This is a genomic window from Ningiella algicola (genome assembly GCF_028401415.2).
GTDB lineage: Bacteria > Pseudomonadota > Gammaproteobacteria > Enterobacterales > Alteromonadaceae > Glaciecola.
In genome coordinates this window covers 273,754-295,106 of sequence record NZ_CP171821.2, presented here as the reverse complement: position 1 = coordinate 295,106, position 21,353 = coordinate 273,754, and the positions used below count along the sequence as shown (strand labels likewise).

18 protein-coding genes and 1 pseudogene are annotated in these 21,353 nt (G+C 43.8%); 10 read left to right on the top strand and 9 right to left on the bottom strand.

Going from position 1 to position 21,353, the window contains the following annotated elements; translation table 11 throughout:
* Positions 1–32: 32 nt before the first annotated feature.
* A complete protein-coding gene (gene purB, locus PN836_RS01340; protein WP_395342642.1) occupies positions 33–1,424 on the top strand; it encodes an adenylosuccinate lyase in 1,392 nt (463 codons plus the stop codon).
* Between the two features lie 12 nt (positions 1,425–1,436).
* Here the strand turns inward: purB and PN836_RS01335 are convergent, their stop codons facing one another.
* From PN836_RS01335 to hemA, 6 genes are all read right to left on the bottom strand, one after another.
* Complete coding sequence (locus PN836_RS01335; RefSeq protein ID WP_395342639.1) at positions 1,437–2,672, bottom strand: adenylate/guanylate cyclase domain-containing protein; 1,236 nt, start codon at positions 2,670–2,672, stop codon at positions 1,437–1,439.
* Positions 2,673–2,735: 63 nt separating this feature from the next.
* Positions 2,736–3,569, bottom strand: coding sequence for a 3-deoxy-8-phosphooctulonate synthase (gene kdsA / locus PN836_RS01330; RefSeq protein ID WP_395345406.1), 834 nt, complete (start codon positions 3,567–3,569; stop codon positions 2,736–2,738).
* Between the two features lie 110 nt (positions 3,570–3,679).
* Positions 3,680–4,048, bottom strand: a complete 369-nt coding sequence (locus PN836_RS01325; RefSeq protein WP_395342637.1) for a SirB2 family protein — start codon at positions 4,046–4,048, stop codon at positions 3,680–3,682.
* An 80-nt stretch (positions 4,049–4,128) separates the two neighbouring features.
* A complete protein-coding gene (locus PN836_RS01320; protein ID WP_395342634.1) occupies positions 4,129–5,064 on the bottom strand; it encodes a HemK/PrmC family methyltransferase in 936 nt (311 codons plus the stop codon).
* Between the two features lie 15 nt (positions 5,065–5,079).
* Complete coding sequence (prfA, locus tag PN836_RS01315) at positions 5,080–6,165, bottom strand: peptide chain release factor 1 (protein WP_395342633.1); 1,086 nt, start codon at positions 6,163–6,165, stop codon at positions 5,080–5,082.
* A 1-nt stretch (position 6,166) separates the two neighbouring features.
* Positions 6,167–7,480 carry a glutamyl-tRNA reductase gene (gene hemA, locus PN836_RS01310; protein ID WP_395342630.1) on the bottom strand — a complete coding sequence of 438 codons (1,314 nt, stop codon included), beginning with the start codon at positions 7,478–7,480 and terminating at the stop codon, positions 6,167–6,169.
* 81 nt (positions 7,481–7,561) lie between these two features.
* On the opposite strand from hemA, the gene lolB reads away from it, so the two are divergent.
* The 4 genes from lolB (at position 7,562) to PN836_RS01290 (ending at position 10,681) form a co-directional block, all read left to right on the top strand.
* Complete coding sequence (gene lolB, locus PN836_RS01305) at positions 7,562–8,248, top strand: lipoprotein insertase outer membrane protein LolB (RefSeq protein ID WP_395342627.1); 687 nt, start codon at positions 7,562–7,564, stop codon at positions 8,246–8,248.
* Positions 8,245–9,141, top strand: coding sequence for a 4-(cytidine 5'-diphospho)-2-C-methyl-D-erythritol kinase (gene ispE / locus PN836_RS01300; RefSeq protein WP_395342624.1), 897 nt, complete (start codon positions 8,245–8,247; stop codon positions 9,139–9,141). Before lolB ends, ispE begins: the two co-directional genes overlap by 4 nt.
* 71 nt (positions 9,142–9,212) lie before the next feature.
* Positions 9,213–10,160 carry a ribose-phosphate pyrophosphokinase gene (locus tag PN836_RS01295; protein WP_395342619.1) on the top strand — a complete coding sequence of 316 codons (948 nt, stop codon included), beginning with the start codon at positions 9,213–9,215 and terminating at the stop codon, positions 10,158–10,160.
* 101 nt (positions 10,161–10,261) lie between these two features.
* On the top strand, positions 10,262–10,681 hold the full coding sequence (locus PN836_RS01290; RefSeq protein ID WP_395342617.1) for a ribose-phosphate pyrophosphokinase: 420 nt from the start codon (positions 10,262–10,264) through the stop codon (positions 10,679–10,681).
* A 253-nt stretch (positions 10,682–10,934) separates the two neighbouring features.
* On the opposite strand, the gene PN836_RS01285 is transcribed toward PN836_RS01290, so the two are convergent.
* A complete protein-coding gene (locus PN836_RS01285) occupies positions 10,935–12,377 on the bottom strand; it encodes a helicase HerA-like domain-containing protein (RefSeq protein ID WP_395342615.1) in 1,443 nt (480 codons plus the stop codon).
* A gap of 259 nt (positions 12,378–12,636) precedes the next feature.
* Between PN836_RS01285 and PN836_RS01280 the strand changes: the two genes are divergently transcribed.
* The 3 genes from PN836_RS01280 to ychF (PN836_RS01270) all read left to right on the top strand — a co-directional run bounded on the left by PN836_RS01280 (position 12,637) and on the right by ychF (PN836_RS01270) (position 15,055).
* Positions 12,637–13,287 (top strand): 50S ribosomal protein L25/general stress protein Ctc, encoded by a 651-nt coding sequence (locus PN836_RS01280; RefSeq protein ID WP_395342613.1) that lies wholly within the window; start codon positions 12,637–12,639, stop codon positions 13,285–13,287.
* A gap of 3 nt (positions 13,288–13,290) precedes the next feature.
* The gene (gene pth / locus PN836_RS01275; protein ID WP_395342611.1) at positions 13,291–13,884 is read left to right on the top strand and encodes an aminoacyl-tRNA hydrolase; all 594 of its coding nucleotides are present in this window, start codon (positions 13,291–13,293) and stop codon (positions 13,882–13,884) included.
* A gap of 79 nt (positions 13,885–13,963) precedes the next feature.
* On the top strand, positions 13,964–15,055 hold the full coding sequence (ychF, locus tag PN836_RS01270; protein ID WP_395342609.1) for a redox-regulated ATPase YchF: 1,092 nt from the start codon (positions 13,964–13,966) through the stop codon (positions 15,053–15,055).
* A gap of 62 nt (positions 15,056–15,117) precedes the next feature.
* Here the strand turns inward: ychF (PN836_RS01270) and PN836_RS01265 are convergent, their stop codons facing one another.
* The gene (locus PN836_RS01265; protein ID WP_395342607.1) at positions 15,118–18,678 is read right to left on the bottom strand and encodes a PKD domain-containing protein; all 3,561 of its coding nucleotides are present in this window, start codon (positions 18,676–18,678) and stop codon (positions 15,118–15,120) included.
* Positions 18,679–18,798: 120 nt separating this feature from the next.
* On the opposite strand from PN836_RS01265, the pseudogene ychF (PN836_RS01260) reads away from it, so the two are divergent.
* Positions 18,799–19,755: pseudogene (gene ychF, locus PN836_RS01260) on the top strand (redox-regulated ATPase YchF); the annotation flags it as partial.
* A 62-nt stretch (positions 19,756–19,817) separates the two neighbouring features.
* Here the strand turns inward: ychF (PN836_RS01260) and PN836_RS01255 are convergent.
* Positions 19,818–20,027 (bottom strand): hypothetical protein, encoded by a 210-nt coding sequence (locus tag PN836_RS01255; protein WP_395342605.1) that lies wholly within the window; start codon positions 20,025–20,027, stop codon positions 19,818–19,820.
* Positions 20,028–20,281: 254 nt separating this feature from the next.
* On the opposite strand from PN836_RS01255, the gene PN836_RS01250 reads away from it, so the two are divergent.
* Complete coding sequence (locus tag PN836_RS01250) at positions 20,282–21,133, top strand: hypothetical protein (RefSeq protein WP_395342603.1); 852 nt, start codon at positions 20,282–20,284, stop codon at positions 21,131–21,133.
* Positions 21,134–21,353 lie beyond the last annotated feature (220 nt).

Below are 21,353 nucleotides of genomic sequence, written 5' to 3'. Positions count from 1 at the left end.
ATGTGCACACACAAGAAATAACAGGAAACAACATGGAATTATCATCGCTTACCGCTCTTTCACCCGTTGACGGACGCTATGGCTCAAAAACAAAAGACTTGCGCGCTAGCTTTAGCGAGTTTGGCCTCATTCGCGCTCGCGTTATTGTTGAAGTAAAGTGGCTTCAGGCCTTAGCAGAGTTTCCACAAATTGAAGAAGTCGCCCCATTTTCCGATAGCGCAAATACGCTTCTCAATAAAATCGTTGATGAGTTTAGCGAAAGCGATGCACAACGAATCAAGGATATAGAGCGCACCACTAACCACGATGTCAAAGCGGTAGAGTATTTCTTAAAAGAAAAGATTAGCGGTAACGAAGAACTTCAAAACGTAAACGAATTTATTCATTTTGCGTGCACCTCTGAAGATATCAATAATTTGTCGCATGCGCTTATGCTTCATCAAGGATTGACAGATGTTGTGCTTCCTCAGTCGAAACAGCTTATCGATGCCATTGCAGACCTTGCCCAGCAACATAAGTCTGTGCCTATGATGGCTCGCACTCACGGACAGCCTGCATCACCGTCCACCATGGGTAAAGAAATGGCCAACGTGGCCATACGGCTGGCACGTCAACTAGAGCAAATCAAGTCAGTAAAGCTACTTGGCAAAATTAATGGTGCCGTGGGCAACTACAATGCTCATTTGAGTGCCTACCCTGAGCTTGACTGGCACAGCTTTGCAAGAGATTTTGTACATAGCTTAGGACTCACTCACAATCCGTATACCACGCAAATTGAGCCTCACGACTACATTGCTGAGCTTTTTGATGCAATTGCACGATTCAATACCATCGTACTTGATTTCGATAGAGATATTTGGGGCTACATTGCGCTGGGACACTTCAAGCAGCGCACAGTTGCTGGTGAAATTGGCTCATCGACGATGCCGCACAAAGTTAACCCCATTGATTTTGAAAACTCTGAGGGGAACTTGGGGATCGCAAACGCCATCTTGCAGCATCTTAGTGCGAAACTTCCGGTTAGTCGCTGGCAAAGAGATTTAACCGACTCAACGGTTTTGCGAAATTTGGGCGTCGGGATCGCGTATTCGTCTATTGCTTATCAGGCCACCTTGAAGGGCATCAACAAATTGGAAGTCAATGCGAGCAGTCTTGCCAATGAGTTAAATGCAAATTGGGAGCTAATGGCAGAGCCTATTCAGACAGTCATGCGCCGTTACGGCATCGAAAAACCCTATGAAAAACTAAAAGAGCTGACGCGAGGCAAAAAAGTGGATAGCGAAGCTATCGCCGCGTTTATTGATAATCTTGATATGCCAGATAACTCAAAAACTCAACTCAAGCAGATGTCACCCGCATCTTATATTGGTCAGGCAGTAGCACTAACTGAGCTGGCATTAAAGGAACTTAAAGCGCTTGATTAAGGCTCACTTGCTTTATCTAAAAGCTGTTTGATAGGTGAGAGTTTGCCCTATGCCTTTAAAATTCCATACCGCTGGCTCACAGAATACGAAACGTTCTTGAGCCAGCTCATAACTACGTTTGTCGCAATGCACATACTTATGAGGGCAACTTTTCATTAATCGCACGGCCATTACCAAGGGCTGTCCCCACACATCAAAACTTGGGCTATTAAGATTAACCACGCCTGCTGACACCTCTCCGCTCGCAACTCCGCATCGCAGTGTGAGAGGTGTGTGAGCAGCTAGCTTTTCAAATTGCAGATACATATCGCGCAGAAGGCTTAACGCTCGACACACTTTAACATCTTGTTTGGTACTTTTGAGTTCACAGACAAAAATATACTGCTCACTGTAGCGTTTGATTCGAAGACAAGATGAAGATTCCAGAATAGAGTCAAACGCCACATAAATCTCTTTTCGAAGTTGATTCAAGTCTTGAGTTTGAAGTTCTGATTCGACGTCTTGTATTTGAGAACTCAGGTTCTGAACATCTAGAAATGCGACAAGCATTGGTGTTTCATATGCCAAGTCTTGCGCTTTGCTTTTTCGCTTATTTCTAAACGATAGTAATTTGCCACTTAGACGCTCAGGAAATACACGGTAAACCACATTCGATTTTGTTTGCTGAAGATTGTGCGCTTTTCGCCAATTTGACAAAGTCATATTGCGCACTAACCATGCACACAAAATAGTGGAACCCACTAAAAGCAGACTGTTGCCAAGCGCTAGCAGGGTGAACTCAAAGGAGTGCATCGCAGACAAACTCAAGTATTGAAAAAAGATGAACAAACAGCCGTGAAATCCGCACAAGGAGAAAAATGCGACATCTTCTTGTTCATTGAACATAAAGGCACTAATAAAGGCAGCAAGCAAACAAAAATACTGCAACACGCCATCTAGCTGCCACAAAAGCGCGCTGCTTATGACAAAGGAAATGAAAACAAACTGCAGTAGCCATTTACCAATATCAAATCGTTTGCGTTTAAAAAGTACAATACAAAGCATAAATCCAGCGCAGTTGAAAAGCGTGGAGACAGTCAGTATTTGCAATCGAAATGCTTCCATTTCATTGATGATAAAGGCTTTGCTAAGCTGGAAAATACAAATAATGAGTAAAAGATAGGTCACGCGGCGCATAATCGCGCGCCGCGAATACTTTAAATGCTCCGTCTTATTGAAAGAAAAAGGGGCTGAGTCTCTTTCAAACATGCGCTTTAGGCTTTTCTTTCAGACATGTGATGCTATTGGATGCTCCATATAACAAATCGGTCTTCATTGGATATCGAGATCATCGAAACCTTTTACTAGTTCATCCAGTTGCTTCATTTGTGTCAGATAGCCCTCTAGCTTGTCTAATGGTAAGGCACATGGCCCGTCACATTTTGCATTATCAGGATCAGGATGCGACTCGATAAATAATCCACCAATGCCTAAAGCCATGCCGCTTCGAGCAAGCTCGGCAGCTTGTTTACGGCGTCCATCTGCAGAATCACTACGCCCCCCCGGTTTTTGCAATGCGTGGGTAGCGTCAAAAATAACGGGTGCCATAAATTTCATTTCATCCATGCCCAACATATCAACCACAAGGTTGTTATATCCGTAACAGCTTCCTCGCTCACACAGCAAAATCTGTTGATTGCCACCTTCATCGAATTTATTAATGATGTGACGCATTTCATGGGGTGCCAGAAATTGCGGTTTTTTCACGTTTATCACCGCTTTAGTCTTTGCCATAGCATTAACTAAGTCGGTTTGACGCGCCAGAAACGCGGGTAGTTGAATAACGTCAGCAACTTCTGCCACCGGCGAAGCTTGGTAGGGTTCGTGGACGTCTGTAATGACAGCGACGCCAAATGTTGACTTAATCTCTTCGAATATTTTAAGTCCTTCATCAAGTCCTGGACCGCGGTAACTATACAAAGAAGAGCGATTGGCCTTATCAAATGAGGCTTTAAACACATAAGGAATATTGAGCTTGTTTGTTATGCTGACGTAGGTCTCTGCAATCTTCATTGCCAGATCACGAGACTCGAGCACATTCATCCCGCCAAAGAGAACAAAAGGAGCATCATTTGCGACCTCGATACTGCCTGATGGTGTTGCTATTTTTACGCTAGAAATCAATTTATCGCCCTTATCACAAAATTTTACGCTGCTTATGTTGAGTGATGTATAGAAATGCCTCTACTATTTTTAAACAACACATTATTGAGCGCTTACTGGAATGCTGCAAGACCAGCTAATCCAAGCCTCGCCGTCATGACAAACCAAAACAGCGCGCTAACAAGTCCTACAATTCTCCAAAGTGTTGTTTTAGCCCAGCGCAGCGTGAACGCGATGGACAAAACATAGAAAATCAATCCGGCTAACTTCGCCGTAGCCCAGCTATTTACTATTGGATATACCGCGAATTGCAGACACATAATCACAATTGTCACCAATAGGAAGGTATCTGCGATGTGCGGCATTATTTTTAACCACTTTTGTTCCAAGACTGATGACTGCTTGAGTAGAAGGACAAATCGAAGCAGAAAGAATACGAGGGTGAGCACTGCGGCGGTTAAATGTAAATGAGAAGCTATCATGATTTATATAATTCCTTTATTGTTTTTATACTGACACATTTGTACTTACGAAATATTTTAGCTTATTAATTCTTTATCACTCACGGTAATTGAGCTGTCGTCACTCTGTGCATTCCATTGTAGTCCGTTTTTGCTGCAATTTGCACAAAACCCGCGTCGCCCAAATGTTTGGCTAAGGCTTGATGCTGATTTGCCCCATGTTCTAGAGCGACTAAACCGTTTGCACTTAAATAGTTCGGCGCCTTTGTAATAATGTGCTTTAAATCTGCAAATCCATTTTCACCTGCACTTAATGCCGAGTTTGGCTCAAATCGAAGATCACCCCTTGATAAATACTCGCTATCAGGCTCTACGTAGGGCGGATTGCTTACAATCACATCGAAATAATGTTTATACTTCGAATGTAGCGCCTCGTACCAATTACTTTGTAAGAACCTGACATTTTCAAAGGGCTTACGATATTTCTCTGTCTCGGAGCTTGTCCCTATGGATGCTTGTTGTCCTGCTTTCTGGGCCAGGCTATGTTCAGCATTACGCGCTTTATTTCGCTTGGCAAGCATTACCGCGTCTTCAATTCTGTCGACTCCGATAATGTTCCAATTGGGTTTTTCGCTTGCAAGTGCCAGCGCTATTGCCCCAGTTCCTGTTCCTAAATCTAACACATTCGCAGTCTCGCCTATACCGAACGAGAGCACAGTTTCAACGAGGCATTCAGTATCTTGACGAGGGATTAAGGTAGACTCATTCACTTCTAGTTGAAGGGTCCAAAAGTCTTGTTTGCCTATTATATAAGCAATAGGCTTCCCGGCTAAGCGCAAAGCGAGCACATTTTCAAAGTCAGTGATTAGCTGGGCGCTCAATACGTGAGAATTATTGGCAATCATCCAAGCATGAGACTTACCGCTCACGTGCTCAAACAGGATGCGAGATTCTAAGGCAGGCTCATAAAAAGTAAGATCTGTTTGAGATGCAAGTCTGGTCTTGGCGCTTTGAAGCAAGCCTTCAACGGTTAGCATAATTCGCCAAAAGGCTTAGTCATCGGACAGCGCAGCGAGGAGGTCTGCCTGATGCTCTTGTCGAATGGGATCAGACAATGCACCTAAATCCCCTGCAATAACGTCGTCCAGTTTATAAAGCGTTAAGTTGATGCGATGGTCCGTTACCCTGCCCTGCGGGAAGTTGTATGTGCGGATTCGTTCAGATCTATCACCGCTACCAACCAAGCTTTTACGCGTACTCGCTTCTTCAGCATCTCGCTTTTCTTGTTCAATCTGATTTAATCGCGCTTGCAGAACTGACATGGCTTTCGCTCTGTTTTTGTGTTGAGAGCGCTCATCTTGGCATTCCACAACAACACCGCTTGGAATATGGGTAAGTCGAATGGCCGAATCGGTTTTATTAACATGTTGACCGCCCGCACCCGATGCTCTAAACGTATCCACACGCAAATCTGCAGAATTGATTTCAATAGCTTCTGATTCTGGCACTTCAGGTAATACGGCTACAGTGCACGCCGAGGTGTGGATGCGTCCTTGGCTTTCCGTTTCAGGAACGCGTTGCACTCTATGACCACCTGACTCAAATTTCATAATCCCATAGGCACCATCGCCTGAAATATTAGCAATAATTTCTTTGTAACCGCCATGCTCACCTTCATTGGCACTCATGACCTCTACTCGCCATCCTTTGCCCTCAGCGTATCGGCTGTACATTCTGAACAGGTCACCTGCAAAAATACCGGCTTCATCGCCACCTGCGCCTGCACGTATTTCCAAAAAGCAGTTGTTATCGTCATTCGGATCTTTCGGCAGCAGCAATATTTGCAAAGAGGTTTCTAACTCCTCACTTAGGCGCTTGGCTTCTTTGAGTTCTTCTTGCGCCATTTCGCGCATTTCGGCATCGTTTTCCTGCAGCATCTCGGTTGCTGACGCAATATCGTCTTGTGCCGATTGAAAGGCGTTGAATTGCTTTACCACGTCCTCCAGTTGAGAAAACTCTTTCGATAGCGCACGAAACCTTTCTTGATCGCCGATCACACCCGGGTCTCCCAGCAAAGCCTGAACTTCCTCAAAACGCTCTACAAGCGACTCTAACTTATGAATGACTGATTCTTTCATCTTATTCCTGTTGTTTATACGCTCGCTTCGCTTGTAAATTAAGCGCGTCAGCGAATATGTCAAGTGTGTCCTGCTGCTGGTGATTGATAGCTTCTTGCAGCGCTTTTGTAGGGCCGTGCATCATTTGCTGAGTCAGCTTATAGCTAAGCTCCTGCAATACAGACTCAGGTGGCTCTCCATTTGCGATGCGAGCTTGAGCCTTTTGCGTCAGCGTATCCCGAAGCATTTGAGATTGCTCTCGATACTGTTTGATCAAATCAAAGTGCGGCGCATGCTCCTTTCGCTTGGCAAACTCACTCGCTTTTTGACGTATGAGTGCGCTGGCCTGCTTTGCCGCTTGCTCTCTCTGAGCAATATTTTGTTCAATAATATCTTGTAAGTCGTCAACGGTATACAGGTAAGCATCATCAAGCTCTGCCACTTCGCTTTCTACGTCACGAGGCACAGCCAAATCAAGAAGCAACATCGGCTTGTATTTTCGCGCCTTAATAGCCGATTCCACCATGCCCTTTCCAATTAGAGGAAGCGCACTTGCGGTAGAGCTAATCACCACATCTGCATCACTTAAATGAGCAGGGATTTGGCTAATGGTTATCGCATCACCACCTAATGGATTAGCGAGCGCTTGTGCATTACTCAAGGTTCTATTAGCCACCGTAATAGATTGTGGATCTGCTTCTTTCAAATGCTTGGCGACAAGCTCAATGGTTTCACCAGCGCCCACCAGTAATACTTTGCTTTTTGAAATTGACGAGAATATTTGTTTGGTCAATTGCACGGCTGCATAGGCTACCGACACTGCACTTGCACCTATATCGGTTTGCGTGCGCACTTGCTTTGCAACGGCAAAGGTAGTTTGAAAGAGTTTTTCAAAGTCTGAATTGACCGTGCCAGCTCGCTTGGCCTCCATAAAGGATTGTTTCACCTGTCCTAATATTTGAGGTTCACCCAAAATCAGTGAGTCAAGCCCAGTCGCAACGCTCATTAAATGCTCAATGGCAGCCGCATTGGCGTGATGGTATATATGCTGGGAGATTTCCTCAGGCTCTAAGGCATGAGTTTGAGCTAACCACTTTACGGCGTGTTCAACACTTAAATGTTCGGTGTTTAAATAAAGTTCGGTGCGGTTGCATGTAGAGAGAATGACGAGTTCGTGGTTAGTGTTGTTAGTATGATCTGATTCTTTTGTACGCGCTAACATATCGGCTTTGAACTTTACTAAGGACTCTACCGTCTTATCAGGCGTGAACGCCACTTTCTCGCGCAGAGCGAGCGGCGCGGTGTCATGGTTCAAACCAATGGTAAAAAACGGCATTAAATTAAGTTCATTCTTGCACTTACTAAAAGACAGCGCATTGTAGTAAAATACCCTAGTAATTAAAAGGATAACGCGCGCTTGACTCACACAAACAAAGCTTTACATCCCCATCTTAAGAACATTTGGCTTTACACTCTTATCTTTTTGCTTGTTTTCATTAGTGGATGCGCAACAAAACACGCCGATGTCACGCATCAAGCGCAAGTTAATCAATCATCACTGCAAGCATTAAGCAAGTGGTCGCTGCGCGGCAAATTAGCCGTCATCACGCCTCAAGAGCGCAAAAGCGCGAATGTCGCGTGGCAGCAAAATGAGCAGTCTCTCAATATGGCTCTAACCACCATTGTTGGCAGTTCAATCGCTAATTTACGCTCGAACAAATCAATGGCGACCTTAGAAGCAGATGGACAAACGTGGCAAGACACATCTGCGTCACGATTAGTCAGCGATGTTACTGGCTGGCGCATACCCGTGGAGTCTTTATCTCAATGGATGAAGGGAAATCTTGACGGCACCGACGAAGACCTCATACAAGAGCGCTATGACAACGGTTTGCTAAAGCAATTCACAACACAACTTACTGACGCTGGCGCTGGAAATTGTTCAAGTTATCGCAATGATTGTTTAGCCTGGACCGTTCACTACAAAAGATATGCCCAGTTCAGTATAGGGCAAAACAAGTATACCCTGCCAAGCGCCATCGAAATGAATCAAGCTAACACGCAAACTCGTTTAATTCTGCGCATTGATAGTTGGTCTGAATGACGCAAAACGATGTTTTATGGTTACCCAGCCCAGCAAAGCTTAACTTGTTTTTGCATGTATGCGGACGCTTTGAGAACGGGTACCACAAACTCCAAACACTCTTTCAACTGCTTAATTACGGTGATGAATTAGGGTTCAGGCCCAATCACAGTGGTAAAATATGTCTCAAAGACAATATTGATGGCGTAGCTGAATCAGATAATCTGATTTATCAGGCAGCGTGTATGCTGATGCCTTATCGCAGCAAAGACCCCAGCGCTTATTCAGGCATAGACATCTATCTCAAAAAAGTGCTGCCAACCGGTGGGGGCATAGGCGGCGGTTCATCAAATGCAGCGACGACCCTGTTAGCGCTTAATACCCTTTGGCGTTGTGAGTTAGATATGAATGAGCTGTCGACACTTGCATTAAAACTTGGGGCTGATGTACCCGTATTTGTCAATGGCTCGAGTGCGCTCGCCAGCGGCATAGGTGAAAAGCTTCAGCCCGTAGACTTGCCTAACTCGCATTATCTAGTAGCCACTCCCAATGTTCACATCAGCACCGAAGCGATATTTACACATCCCGATTTACCTAGAGATACAGCCAAAATTGATATCGCGCAGTTCAACCCAACGCAAATGTTAAATAAGCCTCATTTTGATAGCACGAAAAACGATTGCGAAAAATTAGTGTGTTCACTGCATTATCAAGTTGCAAATTTATTACAGTGGTTGCTAAACTACGCACCGTCGAGAATGACTGGAACAGGTGCGAGTGTTTTTGCGGTATTTGCAAGCGCTCAGCAAGCAAACGAGGTGTTATCTAAGCTGCCAAAAGGCGTGAATGGATTTGTTGCAAAAGGCGTTAATCGCTCTCCTGTTCATGAAACGCTCGCGAAGCTTAAACCTTAGCACCACTTTTCTCTCCTATTCCTGCATTGCCACTGACACCGTTGCCCAACATTTGCACCGAGGAATATCTTGTGCCCGATATGAAGCTATTTACAGGAAATGCCGTTCCTGAGCTCGCTCAAAAAGTCGCTGACCGCCTTTACACGAAACTTGGAAACGCCAGCGTCGGCGTTTTTAGTGACGGAGAGATTTGCGTCGAAATCCATGAAAACGTCCGAGGCTCGGACGTTTTTATTTTGCAGTCTACGTGTGCGCCCACCAATGACAATCTGATGGAGTTGATTGTGATGATTGACGCCTTCAGACGTGCATCTGCTGGTCGTATCACAGCCGTTATTCCTTATTTTGGTTACGCACGCCAAGACAGACGTGTGCGCAGTGCGAGGGTTCCAATTACCGCTAAAGTGGTAGCAGACTTTCTGTCTAATGTAGGCGTCGACCGAGTGCTGACCGTTGACCTTCACGCGGAACAAATACAAGGCTTTTTTGATGTTCCGGTGGATAATGCTTTTGGCACGCCTATCCTGCTCGATGATATGTTTCAAAGAGATTTTAAAGAGCCCGTTGTCGTGTCACCGGATATTGGCGGCGTGGTAAGAGCTCGCGCCACAGCAAAATTGCTAAATGACACTGATTTAGCAATCATCGATAAACGCCGACCAAAAGCAAATGTCGCTCAGGTAATGAACATCATTGGTGATGTCAGAGGACGAGACTGCATTATTGTCGATGACATGATAGATACCGGCGGCACACTAGCAAAAGCCGCTGAAGCATTAAAAGGGCACGGTGCGAATCGTGTTTACGCCTATGCAACCCATGCGATATTCTCAGGCGGCGCCGCGAAGAACCTAGAAGAGTCGGTCATTGATGAAATTATTATCACCGATAGCATCCCACTGAGCGATGAAATGCGCAAAGTAAAAAAGGTGAAACAGCTAACGCTTTCTGAAATGCTTGCAGAGACCATACGACGCATCAGCAATGATGAGTCCATTTCAGCAATGTTTGAATACTAAAACAGATAGCATTTGAAACGACAGCGCACTGAATAGTGCGCGCTGAACTAAAGCGCTCAGTTAACGTCATATCAGCAGCTACTGCTTAAAAGAGAACTGAAGTGAAAGTGATCAAATCGCTCTTCTGCGTGCTTGCAACCGTGCCATTTTTAACTGCATGTGCTCAGGATTCCACCACGATTTCAAATAATCTGCATGACCCTGCTAGTTCAGTCGAGCAGGCTCAAAACGATGTATCAAAAAACAAAGTGAAAGAAGCTAGCACTATGAGCACCATGCAAGGCAGCATTTTATGGCAAGATTTTGAAGGCGGTTTTTTTGGTTTTGTCGCCGAAAACGGCGATAAATATACGCTACATAAACTTGCGCGAGAACATCGCAAACACGGCTTGGTGGTAAAAGTGACGGGGTCTATCATGCATGACATGATGACCACCACTCAGTTCGGTCAGGTTTTTAAGGTAGCGTCCATCGAAGTGATTGATGCGTCAAAGGTCGTTTCTCTTCCTAATGAGATGTAGCTAACCTCAACTCGGGATAAGCGACAGCGCCAAGTAGCGCTAAAAACGCGAATTACTTCGTTGCAAAAGCGAGCAATAGAATGACTATTACGTCACTTTTGCGCCTTGTACTTCACGTTTTTATCACTACTTGGTGATAATTTAATAAATACATAGTTAAAACATGCACTTGCACTATCGCTTATCCCGAGTTGAGGTTAGCTAATCTACTTTAGGGCGCGTTGGAATTAAAAACATCTAGCGATTGTTGACCTTATCGTTTAAATAATGAACCTAACACGCCACGCACCAATTGCCGACCAATCTGACTACCTATTGCGCGACTAATGCTTTTCATAAACGATTCACCAACCGACTGCCGCGAGCGCGATTTTTGCTTAGCCGAGGAATGACTCGTTTTGCTTTTTGCTTGTTCTGCATTTGCACGCGCTACCAGCATTTCATGTGCTGACTCTCTATTAACCTTGTTTGTGTATTTAGTTTTAGTCGGCGAACGCGACATCTGAGTTTGACGCTCAGATTCGCTTGCTGCACCAATTCTAGACATGGGCGGGCTCATCAAAGTCCGTTCAACCTCTGTTGGCGAACCGTTCTGATTTAGTGTGGAAACTAAGGCTTCACCCATTCCTAAGCTTGTGATCACATCCTCAGTGTTAAAGCTTGAATTAGGCCGAAAGCTTTCTGCAACAGAGGAAATCATTTTCTTGTCTTTTGGCGTAAAGGCCCGCAAAGCGTGTTGAATTTTGAGTCCAAGCTGCCCAGCAATGTCCTCAGGAATATCCAAAGGGCTTTGACTAATAAAATACACACCCACCGATTTTGAGCGAATCAAACGCACAACCTGTTCTATTTTGTCTACCAAACTTTTTGACACGCCATCGAACAATAAATGCGCTTCATCAAAAAACATGACGAACTTCGGTTTATCTAAATCACCGGCTTCTGGGAGTGTTTCAAACACCTCAGAGAGCAACCATAGCAATACAGTGGCATACAGTTTTGGAGACTTATGAATGAGTCGACTAACATCAAAAATATTCATGAAACCTTTGCCCGACATATCTAACTGCATGAGGTCAGGTATTTCTAATGCAGGCTCCCCCAAAAAGTCACCAAAACCTTGCTCGTCCAAAACCATCAAGCGGCGCTGAATGGCGCCTACACTTGAGGCTGAAATATTTCCATACTTCGCTTTCAGTGCTTTGGCGTTATCACCCACATGATTTAACATCGATACCAAATCATCTAAATCGAGAAGCAACAAGCCACGTTCATCCGCGATTTTAAAGGTCGCATATAATACGCCTGTTTGGGTATCGTTAAGTTCTAAAAGATTTGCTAATAGTAAAGGACCTATTTCGCTCACTGTCGTGCGAATAGGCTGACCAGACTTGCCAAAAACATCCCAAAACACCACTGGGTTTGAAGCAAAGCCATGAGAGGGATTGCCGATGTAATTCAGACGCTCAGTAATTTTAGGATGAGGCGCACCTTCGCACGCTAAACCAGATAAGTCGCCTTTCGCATCAACCATGAATACCGGGACACCTGCTGTTGAGAATTGTTCTGAGAGAGTTTGTAGACTGACTGTTTTGCCAGTTCCTGTGGCGCCGGCAATTAGTCCATGCCGATTGGCCATTTTTAAATCCAAACTGATTTGCGCTTGACCATTACCGCCTAAAATAATTGATGACATATATTCCATTCCATTGATGACAAAATGCGTACTAAACACTCGGGCGTGTTGATGAATATAAGCCTAAGTTACAAACAAAGGCAAGCTTATGAAAGTTTCCGTTGTACAGCCAAGCTCACAATGCTAAAATTCGCCGCCGTTTGAATAGGCGCCGCTAGTTTTAGGTCTTAATAGATCTTGGCGAAGCCTTTTTTGAACGGTCATTCGAGCGCAATTTGGTCGCAAAATTGCGCAACCTAAATCTATAACGGAGACAATTATGTCTGATGCAATTTTTAATTTGGATGCAAGCGTCCGAACTGACCTAGGGAAAGGTGCGAGCCGCCGCCTACGTCACGAAGGTAAAGTGCCTGCTATCCTTTATGGTGGAAGCGATGATCCTGTATCACTTACACTGGATCACAACAAAGTTATTCAAGCGCAAGACTTCGAGGCTTTTTATTCACATGTTCTTACCATCAACATTGACGGTAAAAACGTAGAAGCCTTAGTAAAAGACATGCAGCGTCACCCTTTCAAGCCAAAAATCATGCACATTGATTTCCAACGCGTTATTGCGGGCGAGAAACTTCATACGAATGTACCGCTTCACTTCATCAACGAAGATAAAGCGCCTGGCATTAAAAATGACGGTGGTTATGCTGATCACGCTATGCAAGAACTTGAAGTGACATGTTTACCGAAGAACCTACCTGAGTATATTGAAGTGGACATGGCTGCCGTTGAAATGGGCCAGACGCTTCATATTTCTGACATCACGCTTCCTAAAGGCGTTGAGTCAGTTGAGCTTAGCAAAGGCGAAGAACACGACCAAGCGGTTGTTACCATTAAGGCGTCAAAAGCTGCACCGAGTGATGATGCTGCTGAAGATGGTGGTGACAATGCGGGTGAAGAGGCAACTGAGGAATAATAGTTGCCTGATATTCGCTTAATCGTGGGCTTGGGTAATCCAGGCCCCGAATATCACAATACGCGCCACAATGCTGGCGCGACATTTGTAGAAAACTTAGCTTCATATTTCAATATACCCATGAAATACGAAGCTAAGTTTTTTGGTTTTACTGGACGTGGATTAATAGAAGGCAAGGATGTGCGCTTGCTTATCCCTACCACCTTTATGAATAAGAGTGGCCAGTCTGTTGGCGCAATGTGCACGTTTTATAAAATATTGCCCGATGAACTGATGGTCGCCTTTGATGAATTAGATTTTGAGCCTGGCATAGCAAAATTTAAAGTTGGCGGTAGCTCAAGTCAAAATGGTATCCGCGACATTGTTCGCTGCCTCGCTAATCAGAAAGACTTTTTAAGATTACGCATCGGCATAGGACACCCAGGTCACAAAGGCCAAGTAACAGGCCATGTGCTTGGCCGTGCAAAGCCAGATGAACAAGCCCAGATAGATGAAGTGATAGACGAAGCGGTACGCTGTGTTCCTATATTGCTTAAAGATGGCCTAACCAGCGCTCAGCATAGGCTTCATTCATTTACGGCTACACCAAAAAAATAAAACGTAAACAATCACTAAATACATGGCGGCTGCCGAATTCTGCAGCTTAGCGCATGCAAACACAACAGGGTTAATAATTATGGGTTTCAAATGTGGCATAGTCGGTTTACCAAATGTGGGCAAATCAACCCTGTTTAATGCATTGACTAAAGCAGGCATTGAAGCGGCTAATTTTCCATTTTGCACCATTGAGCCTAATACGGGCGTGGTTCCGGTCCCCGATACTCGACTTGATCAGCTCGCTAGCATTGTAAAACCTCAAAAAGTCATTGCCACTACCATGGAGTTTGTGGATATTGCAGGCTTAGTTGCTGGCGCCTCCAAAGGCGAAGGCTTGGGCAATAAATTTTTAGCCAATATTCGCGAAACAGACGCAATTGGACACGTTGTGCGCTGCTTTGATGATGAAAACATTGTGCACGTGGCTGGCAAAGTCGACCCGCAAGAAGATATTGACGTTATCAATACCGAACTTGCTTTGGCTGATTTAGAAACAACTGAAAAAGCCATGATTCGAGTGGGTAAACGGGCAAAAGGTGGCGACGCTGACGCAAAGTTCGAACTGAAAGTACTTGAAAAACTTCTGCCACATTTAAATGAAGGTGGACTATTGAGGGCTGTTGAACTTACCCCCGAAGAACATAAAGCAATCAGCTATATGAATTACCTTACGCTCAAACCCACCATGTACATCGCCAATGTAAATGAAGATGGTTTTGAGAATAATCCCTACCTGGACAAAGTACGCGAGATTGCTAAACAAGAAGATGCAGTGGTAGTCAGCGTATGCGCAGCCATAGAATCCGACATTGCCGAACTGGATGACGAAGATAAAGCCGATTTCCTCGAAGAGCTAGGACTTGATGAGCCAGGCCTAAACCGGGTTATCCGGGCTGGTTACAGTCTACTTACCCTAAAAACCTACTTTACTGCGGGTGTGAAGGAAGTGCGAGCATGGACATATCCCGAAGGTTCAACCGCACCGCAAGCCGCTGGCAAAATCCACACAGACTTCGAAAAAGGTTTCATACGTGCTGAAGTGGTTGGCTTTGACGACTTTATTGCTGGAAATGGCGAACAAGGCGCAAAAGACGCCGGTAAATGGCGTCTTGAGGGTAAGGAATACATCGTGAAAGATGGCGATGTGATTCATTTTAGATTTAACGTATAGATCGAAGCCTGCGCCAATACAGCGCGAGTAAACGTCTATAACTGATGTCCTCGCTGTTTATCTCACTTAGCAAGATACAAGTACGAGGGCGTACTAAGCATAATAGCTTGTGCATCATCAATGGTGACACAGCTTATATCGGCTGTTCGCTCGCGACTTGCTAGCTTTCGAGATTGCCAAACAATATCGCCAGACTTAGGCTCTAGTGCTGTAATAACTTTTGGTAAATTAAATCCAGTTGATTCGGAAATATCGTTATCTAGAGCATGAGTATGAAGATAGATGATGTCCGAGTCATTATCTAATGTGTTCATACAAGCCTTCGAATAATAGTCAATTGGAACTCTCGATTCTAGAACCACTATTTGCTCAGAGAATGTTAGGCTGTTTAAATCAAACTCCGACTTCGTTAAAGTCCTATTTCTTGATTCGAAAAGCAGAAGCTTGTTTTCATCTGATTTCATCCGTGCTATCAGCCGCAAATCGGCAGAATCGTTTACACTCATTCCATCGGGATATCTATATTCTTGATAAAGCGAAGGAACACTACCTTCTAACTTTATAAAAGCTAATCCATCCTCCCCCCAAACGATAAGCATGTCGTTATTGTCTATAACGGTTTGTATCAATTTCGGATCTGCTCCTAGACTTAGCGAACTAAGCTCCACTTTCGCCACTAGGTCAAGTGATGGGAATTGCAAAAAGACTATGCCCTTTGGTTGATCTATTACTGAAATTATTGATTCGCCGGACACATCAAGATTAGCATCCAAAAATCTCAAATCAGATGGTAGTGGTTCACTAGATGCAAATTCGTTTCCAATTAAATCGTAAGCGTAAACGGTGTCATTGCTTCTCGACGCTCCAAAATCAATACCTAATCCAAAAAATTCATCGGAAATAATTGAGAAAAATTGATAGTTCAAAAAGCTGTTTCTAAGCCTACGTCCTGGGACCGAAGTTTCGACTCTAGGAATTGAATCTATAGAAACCTGAGTCTTCCCTCTAAACCCACCAATGGTGAAAGAGTCATCAGCGTTTGACTGAATGGACAGAAAGTTCTCTTCGTGAAATGGAAATGTTCTAGGAAGCGAACTCGTTCCAGTGTTAAAACTAAGGACGCCTACAACATCACGATTCAGGAAATAGTTACCACCCTCGACAACAAAACTTTCTGAGCATTTAATTGCAAGCTTATTTGCCGTGCTTTGTTCCATAAATGATTCAAGACTACATGGCGTAAATGGTCTACCGTCGAATCTGTTTGTGATTAAAAGAGGATCATCTATTAACATCTCGCCTTCTGCGATATACATACCGCTTTCGTTTCGGATAAATTTGCTTATTTTCAAACCATAATTTGACGCAACGTATAGTTCAGAATAATCGGAAGAAAATGCAAGGCTTACACTTGAACCGACATTCGTATCTGATAAAACGCGTTGTTTCAATACAAAGATATTATCGACAAGGTCGTATATTTCGATCGCTTGCGACAACACAACTGCTTCGTCTCGTCCGTCATCGTCGACATCATACAAAAGTGTTTCAGTGGCACTACCATCAACACTGGGGATGCTAGCAATTAGTTCAAACTCATCAGTTGATAAGGCATTTAAACCTATCAACAATTCGTTAAATCCATCGCCATTCATATCACCAGCATTAATTCCGCGAGCGCTAAACTCAATCTCTTCAAAGCTAGCTTCAATATTGCCAGTCTCTAAATCACGGACACGCTCTACATCTATTATTTCTTGCGTACCATCATTATCAATGTCTGTTACATGTGCATAGCTACCCAAAGATGGCAAATCGGAAACAAAAAGCAAACGGCTTTCACCAGTTGACGGACTATACTCTATATATTCATTATTCTCGTTGTATATCAAAAAATTGGAGCGCTCTACATTGTATGCAAACCAATATATAGAAGCACCTTCTCCCATGTAATTGAACAAGAGCTCAGGTGTCGATTTACTGAGATCCCAAGCCTCAAAATTGTAACGTTTATGCAAAATCATATCTAAGGCACCGTCCTCGTTTACATCGAGCCAGACCTGATCGTGTATATCGCCCCCGCCATAGAAAACGTTTGGTTGGTTACTTTCACTCTTAACTTCTATAGTCTTGCGACTAACAACTTTGTGGTCACTGTTACTTACACTAACTCCAAAGTGCACCGTTGTATCACCACCGTATTGAGGGAATCGTCCATCCCACTCAAGTCGAGCGCCACTCAATAGATTCATTGAAGCTGGGCCGTATTCAAGCGCATACTCAAATGGACCATCGATGTCATCATTGCTTACCCCAAAGGTGCCTTCAAACTGCTCTCCGGTGATAAGTTCAATACTATTTGAACTAAATACTACCTCTGGTTTGTTTTTCCGAATGTAGATCTCGGTCGAGCTAGTTTGCATGTTTGTTCCATCAGATACGCTTAGAGTAATGCGATAAGTGCCTGTGTTAAGAAATGTAATATCAGCGATCGCGGTGTTTTCAAACGATATTGCAAATTCCCCTTCGTCGGAACTTGCTACTACGTCCCAAGAAAAACTTAGGACGTCAAAGTCCTTATCAGTGGTTTGAGTTCCATCCAAGCTAAGTACAATATTTTGGTCAAAAGACGCTGGAATATCAGAAATCACAGCAACTGGCGAATTCGTGTTGGCATTAATATCTGATGACACAAGATGCTCAAACGGAATAAATGACTGGTATCGAGGCACGCTTTCATCATTGTCAGTCAGCGCTACAACTAAATTGCCAGAGTCAGACTTTTCTATCCAAAGAGACTTATCACTAACAACTTTCAATTTAAGTGGCTCGATCACTTGCCCTCGAATCGTCATGTTACCAAGACCAGTTGTGGTAATATCGAAATAACCTAAGCTGCCTTGATATAAGCGACCAGCAATTGAATAATCGGTATTCCCAACGTCCGAATGTTTTACAAGGATGTTGTTCAGCCAATACTGCGTAGACTGTTCATCAATCTCTATTACGGCGTTGAAATTACCTGAGACGACATCACCGACCGAAATATCTATTTGCCCTTTCAAAACAAGTTCTAAATCATGAACACTGCTCGAGATGTTTAATGCCTCGAACTCAAGCACGCCGCTTATCAAGTCTCCGTTTTCACTTAGCTCACTGATCGCTAGTTTTCCAGCACCGTTAATGGTGTAGGGCCCTGAAACACAACTTTTAAATATTACGTCGGCATTGGCATCGTCTATTAGCTCTATGGTGTTTTCGCCTTCATCGCAATCACCTATTCCCGGTTGGCCATAATCAATTAATGCAGAATCGAAACGTAGCGATTCAAACTCATCCGCGAACATCAACACATTAATGACATCATTAATTAGTGTAGTGTGGAAAATGATTTCCTTAGCGTTGGATGAATTTATTTCCACTGCGGCCCTTAGGCCAGAATAATTATCTGCAACGTCATTCTCAGGAGGAATTGGAGGTTGATTAGGTGTAACTGGCGCTGATGGCGAGGGATTGGGTGAAGCCCCCCCATCTGAACCGCCGCCGCATGCAGAAATTAGAGATACAACACAATAAATGATCGCGACCTTTACTAAGCCGATATTTGAATTTTTAGACAACATAAACAACCCTATAAATAACTGTTGCGAAGGTTACTAGTAAATAGCGTTTAATAGCAACAGTATCGTGTGCTAATTTACCTTTTAGGTGAACAAAAGTACCAATATACAAGAATCTTACTAGTCTCCGACAATAGGCTTGATCAGCTCGCTAGCATTGTAAAACCTCAAAAAGTCATTGCCACTACCATGGAGTTTGTGGATATTGCAGGCTTAGTTGCTGGCGCCTCCAAAGGCGAAGGCTTGGGCAATAAATTTTTAGCCAATATTCGCGAAACAGACGCAATTGGACACGTTGTGCGCTGCTTTGATGATGAAAACATTGTGCACGTGGCTGGCAAAGTCGACCCGCAAGAAGATATTGACGTTATCAATACCGAACTTGCTTTGGCTGATTTAGAAACAACTGAAAAAGCCATGATTCGAGTGGGTAAACGGGCAAAAGGTGGCGACGCTGACGCAAAGTTCGAACTGAAAGTACTTGAAAAACTTCTGCCACATTTAAATGAAGGTGGACTATTGAGGGCTGTTGAACTTACCCCCGAAGAACATAAAGCAATCAGCTATATGAATTACCTTACGCTCAAACCCACCATGTACATCGCCAATGTAAATGAAGATGGTTTTGAGAATAATCCCTACCTGGACAAAGTACGCGAGATTGCTAAACAAGAAGATGCAGTGGTAGTCAGCGTATGCGCAGCCATAGAATCCGACATTGCCGAACTGGATGACGAAGATAAAGCCGATTTCCTCGAAGAGCTAGGACTTGATGAGCCAGGCCTAAACCGGGTTATCCGGGCTGGTTACAGTCTACTTACCCTAAAAACCTACTTTACTGCGGGTGTGAAGGAAGTGCGAGCATGGACATATCCCGAAGGTTCAACCGCACCGCAAGCCGCTGGCAAAATCCACACAGACTTCGAAAAAGGTTTCATACGTGCTGAAGTGGTTGGCTTTGACGACTTTATTGCTGGAAATGGCGAACAAGGCGCAAAAGACGCCGGTAAATGGCGTCTTGAGGGTAAGGAATACATCGTGAAAGATGGCGATGTGATTCATTTTAGATTTAACGTATAGATCGAAGCCTGCGCCAATACAGCGCGAGTAAACGTCTATAACTGATGTCCTCGCTGTTTATCTCACTTAGCAAGATACAAGTACGAGGGCGTACTAAGCATAATAGCTTGTGCATCATCAATGGTGACACAGCTTATATCGGCTGTTCGCTCGCGACTTGCTAGCTTTCGAGATTGCCAAACAATATCGCCAGACTTAGGCTCCATTGTGTCGTTTAGACTATCCGTCAAAGCGTTCAATCCAGATTTATTCAGTAATTGTTTTCGCAACATTCCCTTCTAACTGTCTACTTTTCGATGCCTAAAGAGCATCTCACGACGCGTGACTATCAAAATTCTTCCGACTTAAACAAGCGCTCTCACTAGAGATAAAAACCAATAAATTCATAGACATAAGAATCATGCTGAAGCTCATAAGCTATTCATTAGCTTTATATTACAAGTTCATAAGGAGAAGTTGGCGCTATCAACATATTTTTATGCTTGGCTTTCAAGCCAAATACTAATAATTAATGGAGAAATACATCATGAAGAATCTGTTTTCAACGGACAGTATCAGTATATTACTATGCAAAAATATTGTACTCGCCTTCTCACTCATCGTTGCTGCTGCAGTCCACTCAGCACCGGTTACCTATAACTTCACATTGGGGGGCTTTAGCAATGGCGGCGAGGTAGTAGGAAGTTTTACTGGAGAGGACTTAAATGGCGACGGATATTTAAGCTCATTTATCTTCTCAGATCCTAACAATTTAGACTTTGCAGGATCAAATTTTGAAGCAGGACTAAATGAGGTGAGTAGTGCAAGCATCTCTTTTTCAGGCTCTTTTGATGGCCAAGAGTTTGGTGGTGATGGCGGCCAAGTAACTGAAATTTCCTTATTCCACGACTTAACTGATATCAGAGATACTTTTTTCGGATTCGCTCCCATCGACCTATTTTTCATTTTAAATTACAACATCGCAGAAGGTGGCGTATTAGGAGATGAGTTTTTTGAAGGTATTTTGCTCGCGCCCTTCGACGGATTTGGCGTATTTGGACTAGGTAGCTTTTTGCCAGCACCACCAGATAACTTTTTATTCTTTGACGAAATCCCAGCAGGTGATGATGTGTTCGAAATCATTGATGGATTGCCAAATGGCTCGACCTTGACCTCAGGTATCTTAAACAATCAATCTGGCGGAACGCCCTGCCTAACAGGAGCTGCGTGCGGCGTATTGCATACGGTTTTCTTAGATGAAAATGGCATACCAAATTTGGGGGGCTTTGATATTACTAATCAATTGCTTGAAGTCTCGAGAGTATCGACTCCGTCTGTCACCTACGTATTTTCAGCAATGATTGCTTTGCTGATAGCAACTAGAATTAAAAGGAGTTAGGTATTTTTTAGTGATAAAGCAGCATAGAAGTGCTGCTTTTTCGCCACTATTCCTGCATGGCTTCTCTTGTTATGGCATATGTTTTCTTTCTTCATTAATTGAGCGAAGATGCTAGTCATGATCCTATTCTGGCGCGTATTTTTGCAACTTATCTGACGTTGTTTTGACTCGTTACTGTTTATCCGTTGGTAAACATTAAGACGTATGTCGATGACTACCC

Bases quoted from the DNA above. Each gene is read 5' to 3' on its own strand.
- PN836_RS01265 (WP_395342607.1), bottom strand. From the start codon at position 18,678: ATGTTGTCTAAAAATTCAAATATCGGCTTAGTAAAGGTCGCGATCATT.
- PN836_RS01320 (WP_395342634.1), bottom strand. From the start codon at position 5,064: ATGCTAACCGTTGAAGGCTTGCTTCAAAGCGCCAAGACCAGACTTGCA.
- ispE (WP_395342624.1), top strand. From the start codon at position 8,245: ATGACGCAAAACGATGTTTTATGGTTACCCAGCCCAGCAAAGCTTAAC.
- hemA (WP_395342630.1), bottom strand. From the start codon at position 7,480: ATGCCGTTTTTTACCATTGGTTTGAACCATGACACCGCGCCGCTCGCT.
- PN836_RS01255 (WP_395342605.1), bottom strand. From the start codon at position 20,027: ATGTTGCGAAAACAATTACTGAATAAATCTGGATTGAACGCTTTGACG.
- PN836_RS01250 (WP_395342603.1), top strand. From the start codon at position 20,282: ATGAAGAATCTGTTTTCAACGGACAGTATCAGTATATTACTATGCAAA.
- PN836_RS01335 (WP_395342639.1), bottom strand. From the start codon at position 2,672: ATGTTTGAAAGAGACTCAGCCCCTTTTTCTTTCAATAAGACGGAGCAT.
- PN836_RS01325 (WP_395342637.1), bottom strand. From the start codon at position 4,048: ATGATAGCTTCTCATTTACATTTAACCGCCGCAGTGCTCACCCTCGTA.
- PN836_RS01285 (WP_395342615.1), bottom strand. From the start codon at position 12,377: ATGTCATCAATTATTTTAGGCGGTAATGGTCAAGCGCAAATCAGTTTG.
- purB (WP_395342642.1), top strand. From the start codon at position 33: ATGGAATTATCATCGCTTACCGCTCTTTCACCCGTTGACGGACGCTAT.
- PN836_RS01280 (WP_395342613.1), top strand. From the start codon at position 12,637: ATGTCTGATGCAATTTTTAATTTGGATGCAAGCGTCCGAACTGACCTA.
- prfA (WP_395342633.1), bottom strand. From the start codon at position 6,165: ATGAAAGAATCAGTCATTCATAAGTTAGAGTCGCTTGTAGAGCGTTTT.
- ychF (WP_395342609.1), top strand. From the start codon at position 13,964: ATGGGTTTCAAATGTGGCATAGTCGGTTTACCAAATGTGGGCAAATCA.